The organism is Amycolatopsis thermalba (assembly GCF_003385215.1).
In the GTDB taxonomy this organism is placed as follows: Bacteria; Actinomycetota; Actinomycetes; order Mycobacteriales; family Pseudonocardiaceae; genus Amycolatopsis_E; species Amycolatopsis_E thermalba.
Genome location: NZ_PQHW01000067.1, coordinates 24,244 through 39,042, shown reverse-complemented (window position 1 = coordinate 39,042; position 14,799 = coordinate 24,244). Strand labels below are relative to the sequence as shown.

Genomic DNA, 14,799 nt, shown 5'->3' with positions numbered 1-14,799 from the left:
TGGCAGCGGGCACGTCGTTCTCCGTCTATCCGGTTTCTGTTCCTCGACAGCTCAGAAACCTAGACCCAGCAACGACGTGCCCCTCCGCTACCTGGGCAGACCCACCCACACATCAGTACAAAGAGCCGTAAATGGTGCGGAGCGTCGCATGCAGGCGTAGCTCCGCAACCGCGAAGGGCGCCGCCTGTAGCTCGAAACCGACCAGTCGCTTGGCGAACAGCTCACGGATGTGGGCTGCGGGGACGGCCCTGGAGCCCCGTTCTGCCCGCAACGTGCCGGCCGCGCTTTCCAGCACCTCCGCGAGGAAGGTTCCGGCGCCCATGGCGGGGTCCAAGGCCACGACGTCGGGTGAGGCGAAACCGCGCCGTTTGCCCAAGCGCAGTTTGAGGATCTCGTCGACGAACGAGACCATGGCCCGTGCGACGGGTGCCGGCGTGTAGTACGTACCGCTGCGTCGGCGCAGCGCTGGGTCGTAGCTGTCCAGGAACGTCTCGTACAGCTTCGCGTAGGTGTCCGCGTCGCCCATGTCGACCAGGGACCAGTCGATGTTGCCGATGATTCGAACGAGGGTGTCGACGACGTTGAGGTGCCCGACCCATCTCGGGTGCGCGAGGATGAGCAACGCTTCCCCGAGGAGCGAATGCTGTTTGGCGAGCTGTTCGGCGATGCCGGCCGGTGAGCGACCTTCGAAGGACACTCCGTCGACGCGTGCCAGGAGCAGCCCGAACGTGACGGCTTGTGCATAGGAATCCGCGAAGTTCTGATCGGCTTCGTCCTTCTTGTCGCCCGCTGCCGGGAACAGGATGCTGCGCCACTCCAGGGCCAGGATCGTGAAGGGCTGCTCCGGGGACGTTCTCTCCAGTGTCAGAGTCTCCAGAACCTGCTCCCGGAGCAGGCGGCACAGTGGCGCGACCTCGTTGACCACTGCACGCAGGGACCGCGGCTGTTCGGGTCGCCACTCGAGGAAATCCTTGAGTAGTCGTTCGAGTGACGCGTCCGCCGGCTTGAGGCGCCCTCCCGCGCGGGCCAGGTCCCCGTCAAGGGTGCCGACCCTGCCGACCAGGTTTCCTTTCCGATACAGCGCCCAGGAGGTCCCGTCGGTGTAAATCAGGTTGGGCAGCGATTTCAGGTTTTCCCATTGCCGCCGGTCGTGCTGGTTCGGGCGCCAGGTTTCGGGTGTTCCCTTTCCGGGTGCTTTGAGTTCCAGGTAGCCGATGCGCCCGCTCGGGGCATCCACGGCCATGTCGGGGCGTGAATTGAGTTCAGTCAGCACCACTTCGTCGTGAACGACGAGGCTGATGCCGTAGGTGTCGCCGAGGCGCTGGATGAGCCCCGCGACGGGGGTCCGGAGGCGATCCTCGCTCCGTCCGTCACCCCGCATCCTCGGTGCGAGCTCCCTGCCGAACTGGCTGATGATGTCGAGGAAACGGCCCTCGCTCCGTGATAACCGTCGTGACCCGGCGCGGGGGACCGTCATTACGCCTCCCAGTTCCCTGTGCGAACCTCTTTCGAGATTCGTCGTGGACTGGGTGGCGCGTCAAGTAGTGCGCCAATTCGGATCGCGGCTCAGCAGAATGGCGTAGTGGAATCCGGCTGATTACGCTTTCCGGCGTAATGCCTACTCCAATTGCTCCGGGAGAAGAGAGCTCATTTCATCGGGTGCTCATTCGGACGGCCTAGTTGACCGCCGTGCCGCGGTTGCCTTGTGTGACGACGTGCCATCGGTGAGCTCGGCGCAGGGTCGATCTGCGGAGCGGACGGGCTGTCCGTCACGTCGACAGCAGCCCGTCCGGCACGTCACCAGCCCCGCTCGCGCCACTCCGGGAGCTTCGGGCGCTCCGCGCCCAGCGTCGAGTCGTCGCCGTGGCCCGGGTAGAACCACGTCTCGTCCGGGAGCCGGTCGAACACCCGTGTCTCGACATCGCCCAGGAGCGACTGGAAGTCCTCCGGCGAGGTCGTCTTCCCGACGCCGCCCGGGAACAGCGAATCGCCCGTGAAGAGGTGTGTGCTGCCGTCCGCGTCGCGGTACAACAACGCGATCGAGCCCGGAGTGTGCCCCCTCAGGTGAATCACCTCCAGGGTGCAGTCACCCACCGTGAGCGTGTCGCCGTCCTCGACCAGGAAGTCCGGCGGGACCGGCAGCACCGAAGCGTCCAACGGGTGAGCCGCCGTGTTCGCTCCGTACGCGCCGGCCACCGCGCCCAGCGCCTGCCAGTGGTCGGCGTGCTGGTGGGTGGTCACGATCGTGCGCAGCGCCGGGCGATCCGGCCCGTGGCCGATGAGATCCGAGATCCGCTCCGGGTCGGCCGCGGCGTCGATCAGCAGCGCCTCGTTCTGCCGACGGCAAACCAGCAGGTAGGCGTTGTTGTCCATCGGGCCGACCGACAGCTTGGTGATGGTCAGCCGGTCCAGCACGCGCCGGGCCGCGTCCCCGCCCGGCTCGACGTGGCCGGTGTAGTCCTCTACGACGTTCACGCCGCCAACCGTAGCCGCCGCGCCACGCACCGTTCCACCCGTTCAGGTTGATCTCAGATCGGTAACGTAGGCTCCGCTGCGTCCCCGACCCGATCTTGTGAGACGCCCCGAGACAGTGCCGAGCTTCCTCCCCGAAACCCCCCGCACCAGCACCCGGCGGATCAGCTGGGACGCCGTGCGCGTCCTGGCGGTCCTGTCCGTGATGCTCGGTCACATCACCCACCAGGGCCCGCTCGCCCACACCGAGCTGGACGACTACCCGGTCAAGGTCACCGCCCAGTTCGGCGCCGCGATCCTGATGGTCGTCTCGGCGTTCTTCGTCTGCCAGACGATCCGGCGCGGCGACCCCCGCCGGTGGATGTGGAAGAAGGCGGCCCGGCTCGTCCCGCCGTACCTGGTCGCGGTGCTGCTCACCTACTTCGTGATGCGCTGCGCGGACGCCTCGTTCAACGGCCAGGAGTTCGGCGGCCACTGGTGGGACAAGCTGTTCGGCCCGACCACCGACGGCCTCGCCTGGGTCAGCAGCTGGTACGTGCCCGTCGGCTGGGACCTCCTGGTCAACCTGACCATGATCCAGGGCTGGCACCAGGGGTTCATCTGGCTCGACGGCTCCTACTGGACGCTGCCCGTCCAGCTGATGGTCTTCGCCGGCGCCGCGCTGCTGTGGTCGCGCACCCGCTGGTTCCGCTCGCCGCACGCGGCCCGGCACGCGAAGGTGCTGACGTGGGCGATGATCGTCGTCCCGCTCGTCCTGCGGTTCTGGGTGTTCGGCGTCACCAACCCCGCCCCCTGGGCGTTCGCGGTGGTGTTCGGGTTCGGGCTGCACCGGCTGCACGCGTTCGCGGCCGGTATCGCGGTCTGGCTGTGGTCGCGGAACCGGCTGTCCACCCCGCACCTGGCGCTGCTGCTCGTCGCCGTGGTCGCCGCCCAGGACCTGCACCTCTACCCGTTCCACGTGGCGTTGCCCACCGACCCCGCGCGGGTGCCCTCCGACGTCGGGTTCGCGCTCGTGCTGGTTCTCGTGTGCGCGGCGGCCAAGGGCCCGGACTGGACGTTCCTGCGCCCGCTGACCCCGGTGATCACCTGGTTCGCCGGAATTTCCTACGGCGTGTACCTGTTGCACCAGGAGCTGGGCTACATCCTGGCCAAGGCGCTGCAGCTCGCGGGACTGCCGGGCTGGGCGCGGCTGCCGCTGGTGCTGGGGGCGGCGATCGGCGCCGGGTGGCTGCTCACGAAACTCGTCGAACGGCCGGCCCACCGCTGGCTGACCACGCCGCGCGGTGCCACCGCACCGCCACCCCGGACGGCTCCGGACGACCTCGTCCGCGAGGAGCCGACCGGTCCGGCTCCGGTTTCTGTCGGTGGGTCGTCCTAGCATGGATGCGGCTGGCTGATCCGGCCGTCACATTCCAGGGAAGGGACCTCATCCGTGGCTGATCGCCTCGTTGTTCGCGGTGCGCGCGAGCACAACCTCCGCGGCGTCGACCTCGACCTGCCCCGGGACAGCCTGATCGTGTTCACCGGCCTGTCCGGGTCGGGCAAGTCGAGCCTGGCCTTCGACACGATCTTCGCCGAGGGGCAGCGGCGGTACGTGGAGTCGCTGTCGGCCTACGCCCGGCAGTTCCTGGGGCAGATGGACAAGCCGGACGTCGACTTCATCGAGGGCCTCTCGCCCGCGGTGTCGATCGACCAGAAGTCCACCTCGCGCAACCCGCGCTCCACCGTGGGCACCATCACCGAGGTCTACGACTACCTCCGGCTGCTCTACGCGCGCGCCGGCAAGGCGCACTGCCCGCAGTGCGGTGAGCCGATCAGCAAGCAGACCCCGCAGCAGATCGTCGACCAGGTGCTGGCCATGGAGCAGGGCACCCGGTTCCAGGTGCTCGCGCCGGTCGTGCGCGGCCGCAAGGGCGAGTACCTCGACCTGTTCAGCAACCTCCAGCAGCAGGGTTACTCGCGGGCGCGCATCGACGGGCAGGTGTACCAGCTCACCGACCCGCCGAAGCTGAAGAAGCAGGAGAAGCACCACATCGGGGTCGTGGTCGACCGGCTCACCGTCAAGGCCTCGGCGAAGCAGCGCCTGACCGACTCGGTGGAGACCGCGCTGCGCCTGGCCGACGGTCTGGTCGAGCTGGAGTTCGTCGACCTGCCGGAGGGTGACCCGCACCGCATCCGCGGGTTCTCCGAGAACCTGGCCTGCCCGAACGGCCACCCGCTGGCGATCGAGGACCTCGAACCGCGCTCGTTCTCGTTCAACTCGCCCTACGGCGCGTGCCCGGAGTGCACCGGCATCGGCATCCGCAAGGAGGTCGACCCGGAGCTGGTGGTGCCCGACGACGAGCTGTCGCTGGCCGAGGGCGCGATCGCGCCGTGGTCGGGCGGGCAGAGCGCCGAGTACTTCCAGCGGCTGCTGGAGTCGCTGTCGGAGACCATCGGGTTCCGCATGGACACGCCGTGGCGCAAGCTGCCGGCCAAGGCGCAGAAGGCGGTCCTGCACGGCGTCGACGAGCAGGTCCACGTCCGCTACCGCAACCGGTACGGCCGCCAGCGCAGCTACTACGCGAGCTTCGAGGGCGTCATCCCGTTCCTGGAGCGGCGGCTGGACCAGACCGAGTCCGAGTACATGCGCGAGCGGTACGAGGGCTACATGCGCGAGGTGCCGTGCCCCGCGTGCCAGGGCAGCCGGCTCAAGCCGGAGATCCTCGCGGTCACCCTCGAGCACGCCGAGCGCGGCGAGCGGTCCATCGCCGAGGTGTGCGCCCTGTCCATCGAGGAGGCCTCGGAGTTCCTCGACGGCCTCAAGCTGGGGCAGCGCGAGGCGATGATCGCCGGCGCGGTGCTCAAGGAGATCCAGGCGCGGCTGCGCTTCCTGCTCGACGTGGGCCTGAACTACCTGTCGCTGGACCGGGCCTCGGCCACGCTGTCCGGCGGCGAGGCCCAGCGCATCCGGCTGGCCACCCAGATCGGGTCCGGCCTGGTGGGCGTGCTCTACGTGCTGGACGAGCCGTCGATCGGCCTGCACCAGCGGGACAACCGCCGCCTGATCGACACGCTGACCCGGCTGCGTGACCTGGGCAACACGCTGATCGTCGTCGAGCACGACGAGGACACCATCCGCGCCAGCGACTGGGTGGTCGACATCGGGCCGGGCGCGGGCGAGCACGGCGGGCACATCGTCCACAGCGGACCGTTCACGAAGCTGCTGAAGAACAAGAAGTCGCTGACCGGCGCGTACCTGTCCGGGCAGGAGGTCATCCCGGTGCCGGCGATCCGGCGCCCGGTGAACAAGAAGCGGCAGCTGACCGTGGTGGGCGCGCGGGAGCACAACCTGCGCGGCGTGGACGTGTCGTTCCCGCTGGGCTGCCTGGTGTCGGTCACCGGCGTGTCCGGTTCGGGCAAGTCGACGCTGGTCAACGACATCCTCGCGACCGTGCTGGCGAACAAGCTCAACGGCGCCCGCCAGGTGCCCGGACGGCACACCCGCGTCCGCGGCCTCGACCAGGTGGACAAGCTGGTACGGGTCGACCAGTCGCCGATCGGCCGCACCCCGCGGTCCAACCCGGCCACCTACACCGGCGTGTGGGACCACGTGCGCAAGCTGTTCGCGGCCACCACCGAGGCGAAGGTGCGCGGCTACCAGCCGGGCCGGTTCTCGTTCAACGTCAAGGGCGGCCGCTGCGAGGCGTGCGCCGGCGACGGCACGATCAAGATCGAGATGAACTTCCTGCCCGACGTGTACGTGCCCTGCGAGGTCTGCAAGGGCGCCCGGTACAACCGGGAGACGCTCGAGGTGCACTACAAGGGCAAGACGGTCTCCGACGTCCTCGACATGCCGATCGAGGAGGCCGCCGAGTTCTTCGAGCCGATCAAGGCGATCCACCGGCACCTGCAGACGCTGGTGGACGTGGGCCTGGGCTACGTCCGGCTGGGCCAGCCCGCGCCGACGCTGTCCGGTGGTGAGGCGCAGCGCGTGAAGCTCGCCAGCGAGCTGCAGAAGCGTTCGACCGGCAAGACGGTGTACATCCTCGACGAGCCGACCACCGGCCTGCACTTCGAGGACATCCGCAAGCTGCTCGGCGTCATCAACGGGCTGGTCGACAAGGGCAACACGGTGATCGTGATCGAGCACAACCTCGACGTGATCAAGACCTCGGACTGGGTCGTCGACCTCGGCCCCGAGGGCGGTTCCGGCGGCGGCACGATCGTCGCCGAGGGCACGCCCGAAGACGTCGCCAAGGTCGGCGAGAGCTACACGGGCAAGTTCCTGCGGGACCTGCTCAACTGAGACGAGCCCGGCGGAGGGCCGTCGCGAGTCCCGCGGCGGCCTCCCGCACGGGTACGTCCGTGAGCCACTGCCTGCGTGCAAGATCAGCGGCGGGCGCCGTTTCTTCGCATACTTGGTCCATGCGGGTCAACGCCTATCACTTCCGGGACACCTGGCTGCTGTCCTCACCCGCGCGCACCGTCTTCGACGCGGTCACCGATGTCGCCGGGTATCCGCGCTGGTGGCCGGACGTGCGCGAGGTGACCCGGGTCGACGACAACACGGCCCAGCTCGTCTGCCGCGCGGTTCTGCCGTACGCGCTCGTCATCCGGATGCGGCGCGCCGAGGAGGACCGCGACACCGGCCGCATGCGGGTCCACCTCACCGGCGACCTGGAGGGTTCGCTGGCCGCCACCGCGCTCCAGCTCCCCGGCGGCACCCGCCTGGAGATCACGCAACGGGTCATCGCCACGAAACCGTTGCTGCGCACGCTCTCGCCGCTGGCCCGGCCGGTGTTCCGCGCCAACCACGCCCTCATGATGCGGCGCGGCCGGCGCGGACTGGAATCCCACCTCAGCGCGGCGGGGGCGCGCTGACGAACCCCGCGCGGCCCAGCTCGCCGGTCAGTCCGGAGTGGACGGCGGCCCGCGCCCCGGCGCAGGACAGAACCGGTGGATCCGGCCGGTCGGGCCGGACCCACCGGTAGCTGCGCGTGAGCCCGCCCCGAGGTGACGGCGCGGGGTCACGCTCTGCCCCGCCGGCACGGGTGACCGCAGCCGGCGGAGGGCACGGGGAAGCCGGTGATCCCGGCGGCTGGTGATCGCGATCACCAGCCGCACGCGTCAGACGCCGGCCTTCACGGGCTCCCGTTCCGGTTCGGCGGCCGGATGGTCGTCCACCAGCGTGGTCTCGTTGAACGGGTCCTGCCCGGACAGCACCCGCTGGGCCCGCGACCGGTCGAATTCCCTGGTCCACGACCCGATGACGACGGTAGCCACCGCGTTGCCGGCGAAGTTGGTCACCGCGCGCGCCTCGGACATGAACCGGTCGATGCCGAGGATGAACCCGACGCCGCCGACCAGGTCCGGCCGGTGCGACTGCAGACCGCCGGCCAGGGTCGCCAGGCCCGCGCCGCTCACGCCGGCCGCGCCCTTCGACGCGATGATCATGAACACCAGCAGGGAGATCTGCTCACCGACCGACAGCGGGCTGCCCTGCGCGGTGGCGATGAACAACGTCGCCATCGTCAGGTAGATCGCGGTGCCGTCCAGGTTGAACGAGTACCCGGTGGGCACCGTGATGCCGACCACCGGCTTGGACACGCCCAGGTGCTCCATCTTCGCGATCAGCCGCGGCAGCGCCGACTCCGACGAGGACGTCGACACGATCAGGATGAACTCGCGGGCCAGGTAACGCAGCAGGCTGAAGATGCTGATCCGCGCGCCGAGCCACAGGATCGCGCCGAGCACGATCGCCACGAACAACGCGCACGTCACGTAGAACCCGACCATCACGACCGCGAGGCTCTTCAACGCGTTCCACCCGGTCGCGCCGACGACGGCGGCGATCGCGCCGAACGCGCCCACCGGCGCGGCCCACATGATCATCGCCAGGATCCGGAACACGAGCTTCTGGATGTGCTCGATGCCGCGCAGGATCGGCTTGCCCGCGTCGCCCATCTTCTGCAGCGCGAACCCGGCGAGCAGCGCGACCAGCAGGGTCTGCAGCACCGAGCCCTCGGTGAACGACGACACCAGCGAGGTCGGGATGATGCCGAGCACGAAGTCCGTGGTGCCCTCGCTGCCCTTGCTGGCCTGTTCCTGCGCCTTCGCGATCGACGACGGGTCCAGGTGCAGGCCGCTGCCCGGGTGCAGCAGGTTGCCCACGATCAGCCCGATCGCCAGGGCGAACGTGGACATCACCAGGAAGTAGCCGATGGCCATCAGGCCGACCTTGCCGACCTTGGCCGCCTTGGCGACCGACCCGATGCCGAGCACGATCGTGCAGAAGATGATCGGCGAGATCATCATCTTGATCAGGTTGACGAACCCGGTGCCGAGCCAGGCCAGGCTCTTGCCGAAGTCGGGGAAGAGGATCCCGACCGCGACACCGAGCACGACCGCGGCGACGACCGCGAGGTAGAGGTAGTGCATCCGGTCGCGGCGCGGTTTCGCGCCGGCCGGTTGTGCCGTAGGCAACGTTGCCTCCTGTGGGGACGAGGCGCGCCCTGTCCGGCGCAGCTTGCGAGTGACTATCAGTCACCGCTATGACCGCGGTCACCGTTGTGTTCATAGAGTTCGCGCGTCCGGCCGCACGTTCCGTGTGCTGGGATGGCGGGATGCGGTTCACGAGCAGGCGCTGGAGCCTCGCGCGGCAGCTGCTCCTGCTTCAGGTGGCGGGAGTGGCCGTGCTGGTCGCGGTGGGCGCGCTGCTGGCCTACTTCGACGCCGCCCGCGCGGTGGAGGCCCGCGCCCGGGACAAGGTCGTCGCCATCGCGAGCACCCTCGCCGATTCGCCGACGGTGCTGTCCGCGGTGCGGCTGCCCGCGCCGAGCACCGAGCTGCAACCCTTCGCCGAGCAGGTGCGGCGCGACACCGGGGTCGACTTCATCACGATCATGGACCCCGGCGGCATCCGCTACACCCACCCCAACCCCGAGCTGATCGGCCAGCGGTTCCTCGGCACGATCGACGTCGCCCGGCAGGGCCGGATCTACACCGAGACCTACACCGGCACGCTCGGCCCGTCGATGCGCGCGGTGGTACCGGTGTTCGACGGCGAGCGCCGGGTGGTCGCGCTGGTCTCGGTCGGCATCAAGGTCGACGCGATCTCGGCGGCGCTGGCGCAGCGGATCTGGACGCTCGCCGCGGTGGCCGGCGCCGCGCTGGCGGTTGGGATCGCGGGCAGCTACCTGGTGAGCAGCCGCCTGCGCCGGCAGACCCGCGGTCTCGCCCCGGCCGAGCTGAGCAGCGTCTTCGCCTACTACGAGGCGACCCTGCACGCGGTGCGCGAGGGGCTGGTGCTGGTCGGCGCGGACGAGCGGGTGGTGCTGTGCAACGACGCCGCCCGCGAGCTGCTCGGGCTGGACACCGATCCCACCGGCGCCCCGGTCACCGGGCTCGGCCTGCCGCCGAGCCTGGTCGAGGCGCTGCGCGAGCAGGAGCCGCGGCGCGACGAGATCCACCTGACCGACGTGCGGGTGCTGGTCGTGAGCACCGCGCCGGTGCGGTCCCGCGCCCGCGCCAACGACCACGGCACGGTCGTCACCCTGCGCGATCACACCGACCTGCAGCTGCTCACCGGCGAGCTGACCACCGCCCGCGGGCTGGCCGAGTCGCTGCGGTCGCAGGCGCACGAGGCGGCCAACCGCCTGCACACGGTGGTGTCCCTGGTGGAGATGGGCCGCACGCAGGAGGCGATCGAGTTCGCCACCGCCGAGCTGGAGATCGCGCAGCGGCTCACCGACCGGGTGGTGGGCGCGGTGTCCGAACCGGTGCTGGCGGCGCTGCTGCTCGGCAAGACCGCCGAGGCCAGCGAGCGCGGCGCGGAGCTGGTGCTGACCGAGGACACCGCGATCGAGGACACCGACACCGGCATCGAGCCCCGCGACCTGATCACCGTGCTGGGCAACCTGATCGACAACGCGATCGACGCGGCCATCGAAACCGCGGGGGAGCGCCCCGGGCGGCCGCGGGTCACGGTGACCGCGAAGATCGAGGGGCCGGAGTTGCTGCTGCGCGTCGCCGACACCGGCCGGGGTGTGCCGGACGAGGTGCGGCGGCGCGTGTTCGAGCGGGGCTGGACGACCAAACCGGACGGTCACGGCCTGGGGCTGGCGCTGGTCGGGCAGGTGGTCCGGCGCAACGGCGGGAGTGTGGACGTGACGACTGGGGAAGGCGCGGTGTTCACCGTGCGGCTGCCGGTGCGGCAGGAGGTGCCGCGGTGATCCGGGTGCTCGTGGTCGAGGACGATCCGGTCGCCGCCGAGGCGCACCGCACCTACGTGGAGCGGGTCGCCGGGTTCACGGTCGCCGCGGTCGTCCACTCCGGGGCGGAGGCGTTGCGGTTCTTCGAGCGCGACACCGCCGACCTGGTGCTGCTCGACTTCTACCTGCCCGACACGCACGGCCTCGCGGTGTGCCGGGCGCTGCGGGCCGCCGGCAACCCGGTGGACGTGATCGCGGTGACCTCCGCCCGGGACCTGGCGGTGGTCAAGGCCGCGGTGTCGGTGGGCATCGTGCAGTACCTGATCAAGCCGTTCACGTTCGGCTCGCTGCGGGACAAGCTCGACCGGTACGCGAAGTTCCGGGACAGCTTCGGGGAAACCGGCGAGGTGGGTCAGTCCGAGGTGGACCGGGCGTTCGCCGCGTTGCGCTCACCGGTGGCGACGGCCCTGCCGAAGGGGATGAGCGGCCAGACCCTGGACGCGGTGGTCTCGGCGTTGCGGGAGGAACCGGACGGGCTGTCCGCGGGCGCGGCCGCCACCGCGACCGGCGTGTCCCGGGTGACCGCGCGGCGCTATCTGGAATACCTGGCCGACAACGGACTCGCGCGACGAGAGCCGCGATACGGACAGGTCGGGCGCCCCGAGGTTTGGTACCGGGCCGTCACGTGACGGGCGCTACGATCCGCGGCATGAGCCAGCCTTACCAGCAGCAGCCGCGGTTTCCGATCCTGCTGTCCACCATGAACGATTTGCCGGGCTACCGGGTCGTGCGCGTGTACGGCGAGGTGTTCGGGCTGACCGTGCGCAGCCGCAACATGTTCTCCAACCTGGGCGCCGGGTTCAAGGCGATGGCGGGCGGTGAGCTGAAGGGCCTGTCTAAGCTGCTGTCCGACTCCCGGTACGAGGCGCTGGGGCGGCTCTGCCAGGAGGCGATGTCCTTCGGCGCGAACGCGGTGCTGAGCATGCGCTTCGACTGCAACGAGATCGCCCAGACCGCGAGCGAGATCGCCGCCTACGGCACCGCGGTGTACGTGGTGCCCGACGGCGTGGACGCAGGCGCCCAGCAGCAGTACCAGCAGCAGCCGCAGGGCCAGTTCCCGCAGCAGTGACGGACGCGGGCTCGCCGCCCCGGGGCGGCGAGCCCGCGGTCTACACGACGGCCATGAGGATCGCGGCCATGGCGAACCCGGACACGGACAGGATGGTTTCCAGCACCGTCCAGGTCTTGAGCGTCTCGCCGACGGTCAGGCCGAAGTACCGCGACACGATCCAGAACCCGCCGTCGTTGACGTGCGAGGCGATGATCGACCCGGCGGCGATCGCGACCACGATCAGCGCCAGCTGCGCCTGCGAGTACCCGAGTCCGGCCACGGTCGGCGCGACGATGCCACCGGTGGTCACGATCGCCACCGTCGCCGAGCCCTGCGCGAGCCGCAGCCCGCAGCTGATCACGTAGGCGGCCGCGATCACCGGCAGCCCACCGGCCTGCAGCGAGTCGGCGACCGCCTTGCCGATCCCGGTCGCCGACAGCACCGCGCCGAAGAACGCGCCCGCGCCGACCACCAGCAGCAGCATCGCCACCGGGCGCAACCACGCCGCGGACAGCGCCGACAGCTCCTTGCCGGTCATCCCGCGGCGCGTGCCCAGCAGCCAGGACGCGAGCAGCACGGCGATCGTGAGCGCCACCGCGGGCGTGCCGACGAAGGCCGCCACGCCCGCGGGCGCCGAGTTCTTCGGCAGCCAGATGCTGCCGAACGTGCCGGCCAGGATCAGCACCAGCGGCACCGCGATGATCGCCGACACCAGCGCCAGCGACGGCCCGGGGCCCTCGTCGCCGTCCTCCTCGACGATCATCTCGGCCGGCACCTCGATGTGCATCCGCTTGCCGATCCACGACGGGAACACCACCCCGGCGAGGAACCACGCCGGCAGGCCGCAGACCGCGCCCATCAGGATGATCCAGCCGAGGTCGACGTGCAGCAGGCCGGCCGCCGCCACCGGTCCCGGGTGCGGCGGGATGAACGCGTGCGTCATCGACAGCCCGGCCAGCAGCGGCAGGCAGTACAGCAGCAGCGACCGGCCGCCCTGCCGCGCGGCGACGTAGACCAGCGGCGCGAGCACGAAGATGCCGATGTCGAAGAACACCGGAACCCCGAAGATCAACCCGGCCAGGCCCATCGCCAGCGGCGCCCGTTTTTCGCCGAACGCGCGCAGCAGCGCGCCGGTCAGCACCCGCGCCCCGCCCGACTTCTCCAGGATCGCGCCGAGCAGCGTGCCCAGCCCGATGATCGCGGCGATGTGCCCGAGGATGCCGCCGAAACCCTTCTCCAGCAACGAGTCCGACGTCTTCTGCGCGGTGCCGACGATCGTGCCCACCGGCAGCCCGGCGGCCAGCGCGGTGAGCAGCCCGACGATGATCAGGGCGATGAACGGTTCGGTCTTGAACCGGATGATCATGACCAGCAGGACGGCGATCGACACCGCCGCGAGCGTGAGCAGCCCTGGAGTCGAGTGCTGCAGCCAGTCGATCAAGCGGACCTCCTGAGGGAGTGACCGGCGAGCGCGCCGGTGGGCCTGCCGTCGTCGATGGCCGCGACGCCGTTGACGAAGACGTAGGGGATGCCCGCGGCCTGCTGCCGCGGGTCGTCGAAGGTGGCCGTGTCGGCGACCGTGTCCGGGTCGAACAGCACGAGGTCGGCCGCGTACCCCGGCTTGACCAGCCCGCGATCGGCCAGCCGCAGCCGCCGGGCGGCACGACCGGTCAGGTGCGCGACGCACTCGGCCAGGTCCAGCACGCCCAGTTCCCGCACGTACCGGGCGAGGTAGCGGGGGAAGGTGCCCCAGGCGCGCGGGTGCGGGCGGTCGCCCACCAGCAGCCCGTCGCTGCCGCCGGTGTGCGTGCGGTGCCGCATGATCGCCCGCACGTTCTCCTCGTGCCCGACGTGCATCAGGCACGACGTGCCGAGCCGCTCGGAGAGCAGCACGTCGAAGTACAGCTGCGCGGCGGGCACCCCGGCGCGCCGCGCGGACTCGGCCACCGAATGCCCGACGAGATGGGCGTTTTCGGACCTGCGGACGCCGTTGATCTCGATGCACTCCCAGTCGATCGGCACCCCGTGGGCGCCGTCGGAGCCGGTTTCCTCGATCTCGGCCCGGATCCGCTCGCGCGTGCCCGGATCGGCCAGGCGCTCCAGGGTCGCGGCGATCCCGCCCTCGGCCGCCCAGCTCGGCAGCAGCGCGGACAGGTAGGTCGCGCCGGGCAGGTACGGGTAGGTGTCGAGGGTGATGTCCACGCCGTCGTCGAGCGCGGCGTCCAGCAGCCGCAGCAGATCCGGTGCCTTCCCCTTGTTGACGGAGAAGTTCATCGTGGCGTGGGCCAGGTGCAGCGGGCACTTCGCGCGGCGGCACACCTCGACCATCTCCGCGAACGCCTCCAGCGCGCCGGCGCCGTAGCTGCGGTGGTGCGGGCTGTAGTAGCCGCCGCGCGCGCCGACCACCTCGCACAACGCGACCAGTTCGTCGTCGTCGGCGTACATGCCCGGGGTGTAGGTCAGGCCCGAGGACATGCCGACCGCGCCTTCGTCGAGACCGGTCGCGACCAGCTCGCGCATCCGGTCCAGTTCGGACTCCGTCGGCGGCCGGTCGCCGAACCCGACGGCGAGCATCCGGACGGTGCCCTGCGGGACCAGGTAGGCGGCGTTGACGGCGATGCCGCGGTCGAGCCGGTCCAGGTACTCGCCGACCGAGCGCCAGTTCCAGTCGAACCCGGGCGGGTCGTCGTTCCAGCCGGCGAGCTGTTCACGCAGCGCCGCCAGGGTGGTGTCGTCGACCGGGGCGTAGGACAGGCCGTCCTGGCCGAGCACCTCGGTGGTCACGCCCTGGGAGACCTTCGCCAGGTGGTCCGGCGCGGCGAGCAGCTGCAGGTCGGAGTGCGAGTGCATGTCGACGAACCCGGGCGCGAGCACGAGCCCGTCCGCGTCGATCACCCGCCTGCCCGTCAGGCCCGGGCCGATCTCCGCGATCCGGCCGCGCGCGACGCCGACGTCGGCCCGGAACAGGGCAGCGCCGGTGCCGTCGGCGATCCGCGCGCCCCGCAGGACGAGGTCCATTCCGGC

The 14,799-nt window shown here is 70.5% G+C and carries 11 protein-coding genes; 6 read left to right on the top strand and 5 right to left on the bottom strand.

Going from position 1 to position 14,799, the window contains the following annotated elements; translation table 11 throughout:
- Nucleotides 1–112: 112 nt before the first annotated feature.
- Together D0D15_RS23915 and D0D15_RS23910 are read right to left on the bottom strand one after the other, a co-directional pair.
- Nucleotides 113–1,477, bottom strand: coding sequence for an N-6 DNA methylase (locus D0D15_RS23915; RefSeq protein WP_115944747.1), 1,365 nt, complete (start codon nucleotides 1,475–1,477; stop codon nucleotides 113–115).
- Nucleotides 1,478–1,797: 320 nt separating this feature from the next.
- Nucleotides 1,798–2,475 carry an MBL fold metallo-hydrolase gene (locus tag D0D15_RS23910; protein WP_094009129.1) on the bottom strand — a complete coding sequence of 226 codons (678 nt, stop codon included), beginning with the start codon at nucleotides 2,473–2,475 and terminating at the stop codon, nucleotides 1,798–1,800.
- Between the two features lie 115 nt (nucleotides 2,476–2,590).
- Here D0D15_RS23910 and D0D15_RS23905 point away from each other — a divergent pair, with 115 nt between their 5' ends.
- The 3 genes from D0D15_RS23905 (at nucleotide 2,591) to D0D15_RS23895 (ending at nucleotide 7,335) form a co-directional block, all read left to right on the top strand.
- Nucleotides 2,591–3,850 carry an acyltransferase family protein gene (locus tag D0D15_RS23905; protein WP_094009128.1) on the top strand — a complete coding sequence of 420 codons (1,260 nt, stop codon included), beginning with the start codon at nucleotides 2,591–2,593 and terminating at the stop codon, nucleotides 3,848–3,850.
- A 54-nt stretch (nucleotides 3,851–3,904) separates the two neighbouring features.
- The gene (gene uvrA / locus D0D15_RS23900) at nucleotides 3,905–6,760 is read left to right on the top strand and encodes an excinuclease ABC subunit UvrA (protein WP_094009127.1); all 2,856 of its coding nucleotides are present in this window, start codon (nucleotides 3,905–3,907) and stop codon (nucleotides 6,758–6,760) included.
- A gap of 119 nt (nucleotides 6,761–6,879) precedes the next feature.
- Nucleotides 6,880–7,335, top strand: a complete 456-nt coding sequence (locus D0D15_RS23895; protein WP_094009126.1) for an SRPBCC family protein — start codon at nucleotides 6,880–6,882, stop codon at nucleotides 7,333–7,335.
- A 246-nt stretch (nucleotides 7,336–7,581) separates the two neighbouring features.
- On the opposite strand, the gene D0D15_RS23890 is transcribed toward D0D15_RS23895, so the two are convergent.
- Complete coding sequence (locus D0D15_RS23890; RefSeq protein WP_094009125.1) at nucleotides 7,582–8,892, bottom strand: cation:dicarboxylate symporter family transporter; 1,311 nt, start codon at nucleotides 8,890–8,892, stop codon at nucleotides 7,582–7,584.
- 185 nt (nucleotides 8,893–9,077) lie between these two features.
- Between D0D15_RS23890 and D0D15_RS23885 the strand changes: the two genes are divergently transcribed.
- The 3 genes from D0D15_RS23885 to D0D15_RS23875 are packed head-to-tail and all read left to right on the top strand — an operon-like array spanning nucleotide 9,078 to nucleotide 11,793.
- Nucleotides 9,078–10,685: an ATP-binding protein gene (locus D0D15_RS23885; RefSeq protein WP_115944746.1), complete on the top strand. Its 1,608-nt coding sequence runs from the start codon at nucleotides 9,078–9,080 to the stop codon at nucleotides 10,683–10,685.
- The gene (locus D0D15_RS23880) at nucleotides 10,682–11,353 is read left to right on the top strand and encodes a response regulator (RefSeq protein WP_094009123.1); all 672 of its coding nucleotides are present in this window, start codon (nucleotides 10,682–10,684) and stop codon (nucleotides 11,351–11,353) included. The genes D0D15_RS23885 and D0D15_RS23880 overlap by 4 nt, the downstream gene beginning before the upstream one ends.
- Nucleotides 11,354–11,373: 20 nt before the next feature.
- Complete coding sequence (locus D0D15_RS23875) at nucleotides 11,374–11,793, top strand: YbjQ family protein (RefSeq protein ID WP_094009122.1); 420 nt, start codon at nucleotides 11,374–11,376, stop codon at nucleotides 11,791–11,793.
- Between the two features lie 40 nt (nucleotides 11,794–11,833).
- Here D0D15_RS23875 and D0D15_RS23870 read toward each other — a convergent pair whose 3' ends face one another.
- Both D0D15_RS23870 and D0D15_RS23865 read right to left on the bottom strand, forming a co-directional pair.
- Nucleotides 11,834–13,216 carry a GntP family permease gene (locus D0D15_RS23870; RefSeq protein ID WP_115944745.1) on the bottom strand — a complete coding sequence of 461 codons (1,383 nt, stop codon included), beginning with the start codon at nucleotides 13,214–13,216 and terminating at the stop codon, nucleotides 11,834–11,836.
- Nucleotides 13,213–14,793: an N-acyl-D-amino-acid deacylase family protein gene (locus D0D15_RS23865; protein WP_094009120.1), complete on the bottom strand. Its 1,581-nt coding sequence runs from the start codon at nucleotides 14,791–14,793 to the stop codon at nucleotides 13,213–13,215. The genes D0D15_RS23870 and D0D15_RS23865 overlap by 4 nt, the downstream gene beginning before the upstream one ends.
- Nucleotides 14,794–14,799 lie beyond the last annotated feature (6 nt).

What these genes read in the sequence shown, in the direction of transcription:
- D0D15_RS23915 (WP_115944747.1), bottom strand. Translation starts at nt 1,477, where the DNA reads ATGACGGTCCCCCGCGCCGGGTCACGACGGTTATCACGGAGCGAGGGC.
- D0D15_RS23895 (WP_094009126.1), top strand. Translation starts at nt 6,880, where the DNA reads ATGCGGGTCAACGCCTATCACTTCCGGGACACCTGGCTGCTGTCCTCA.
- D0D15_RS23890 (WP_094009125.1), bottom strand. Translation starts at nt 8,892, where the DNA reads ATGCACTACCTCTACCTCGCGGTCGTCGCCGCGGTCGTGCTCGGTGTC.
- D0D15_RS23885 (WP_115944746.1), top strand. Translation starts at nt 9,078, where the DNA reads ATGCGGTTCACGAGCAGGCGCTGGAGCCTCGCGCGGCAGCTGCTCCTG.
- D0D15_RS23875 (WP_094009122.1), top strand. Translation starts at nt 11,374, where the DNA reads ATGAGCCAGCCTTACCAGCAGCAGCCGCGGTTTCCGATCCTGCTGTCC.
- D0D15_RS23865 (WP_094009120.1), bottom strand. Translation starts at nt 14,793, where the DNA reads ATGGACCTCGTCCTGCGGGGCGCGCGGATCGCCGACGGCACCGGCGCT.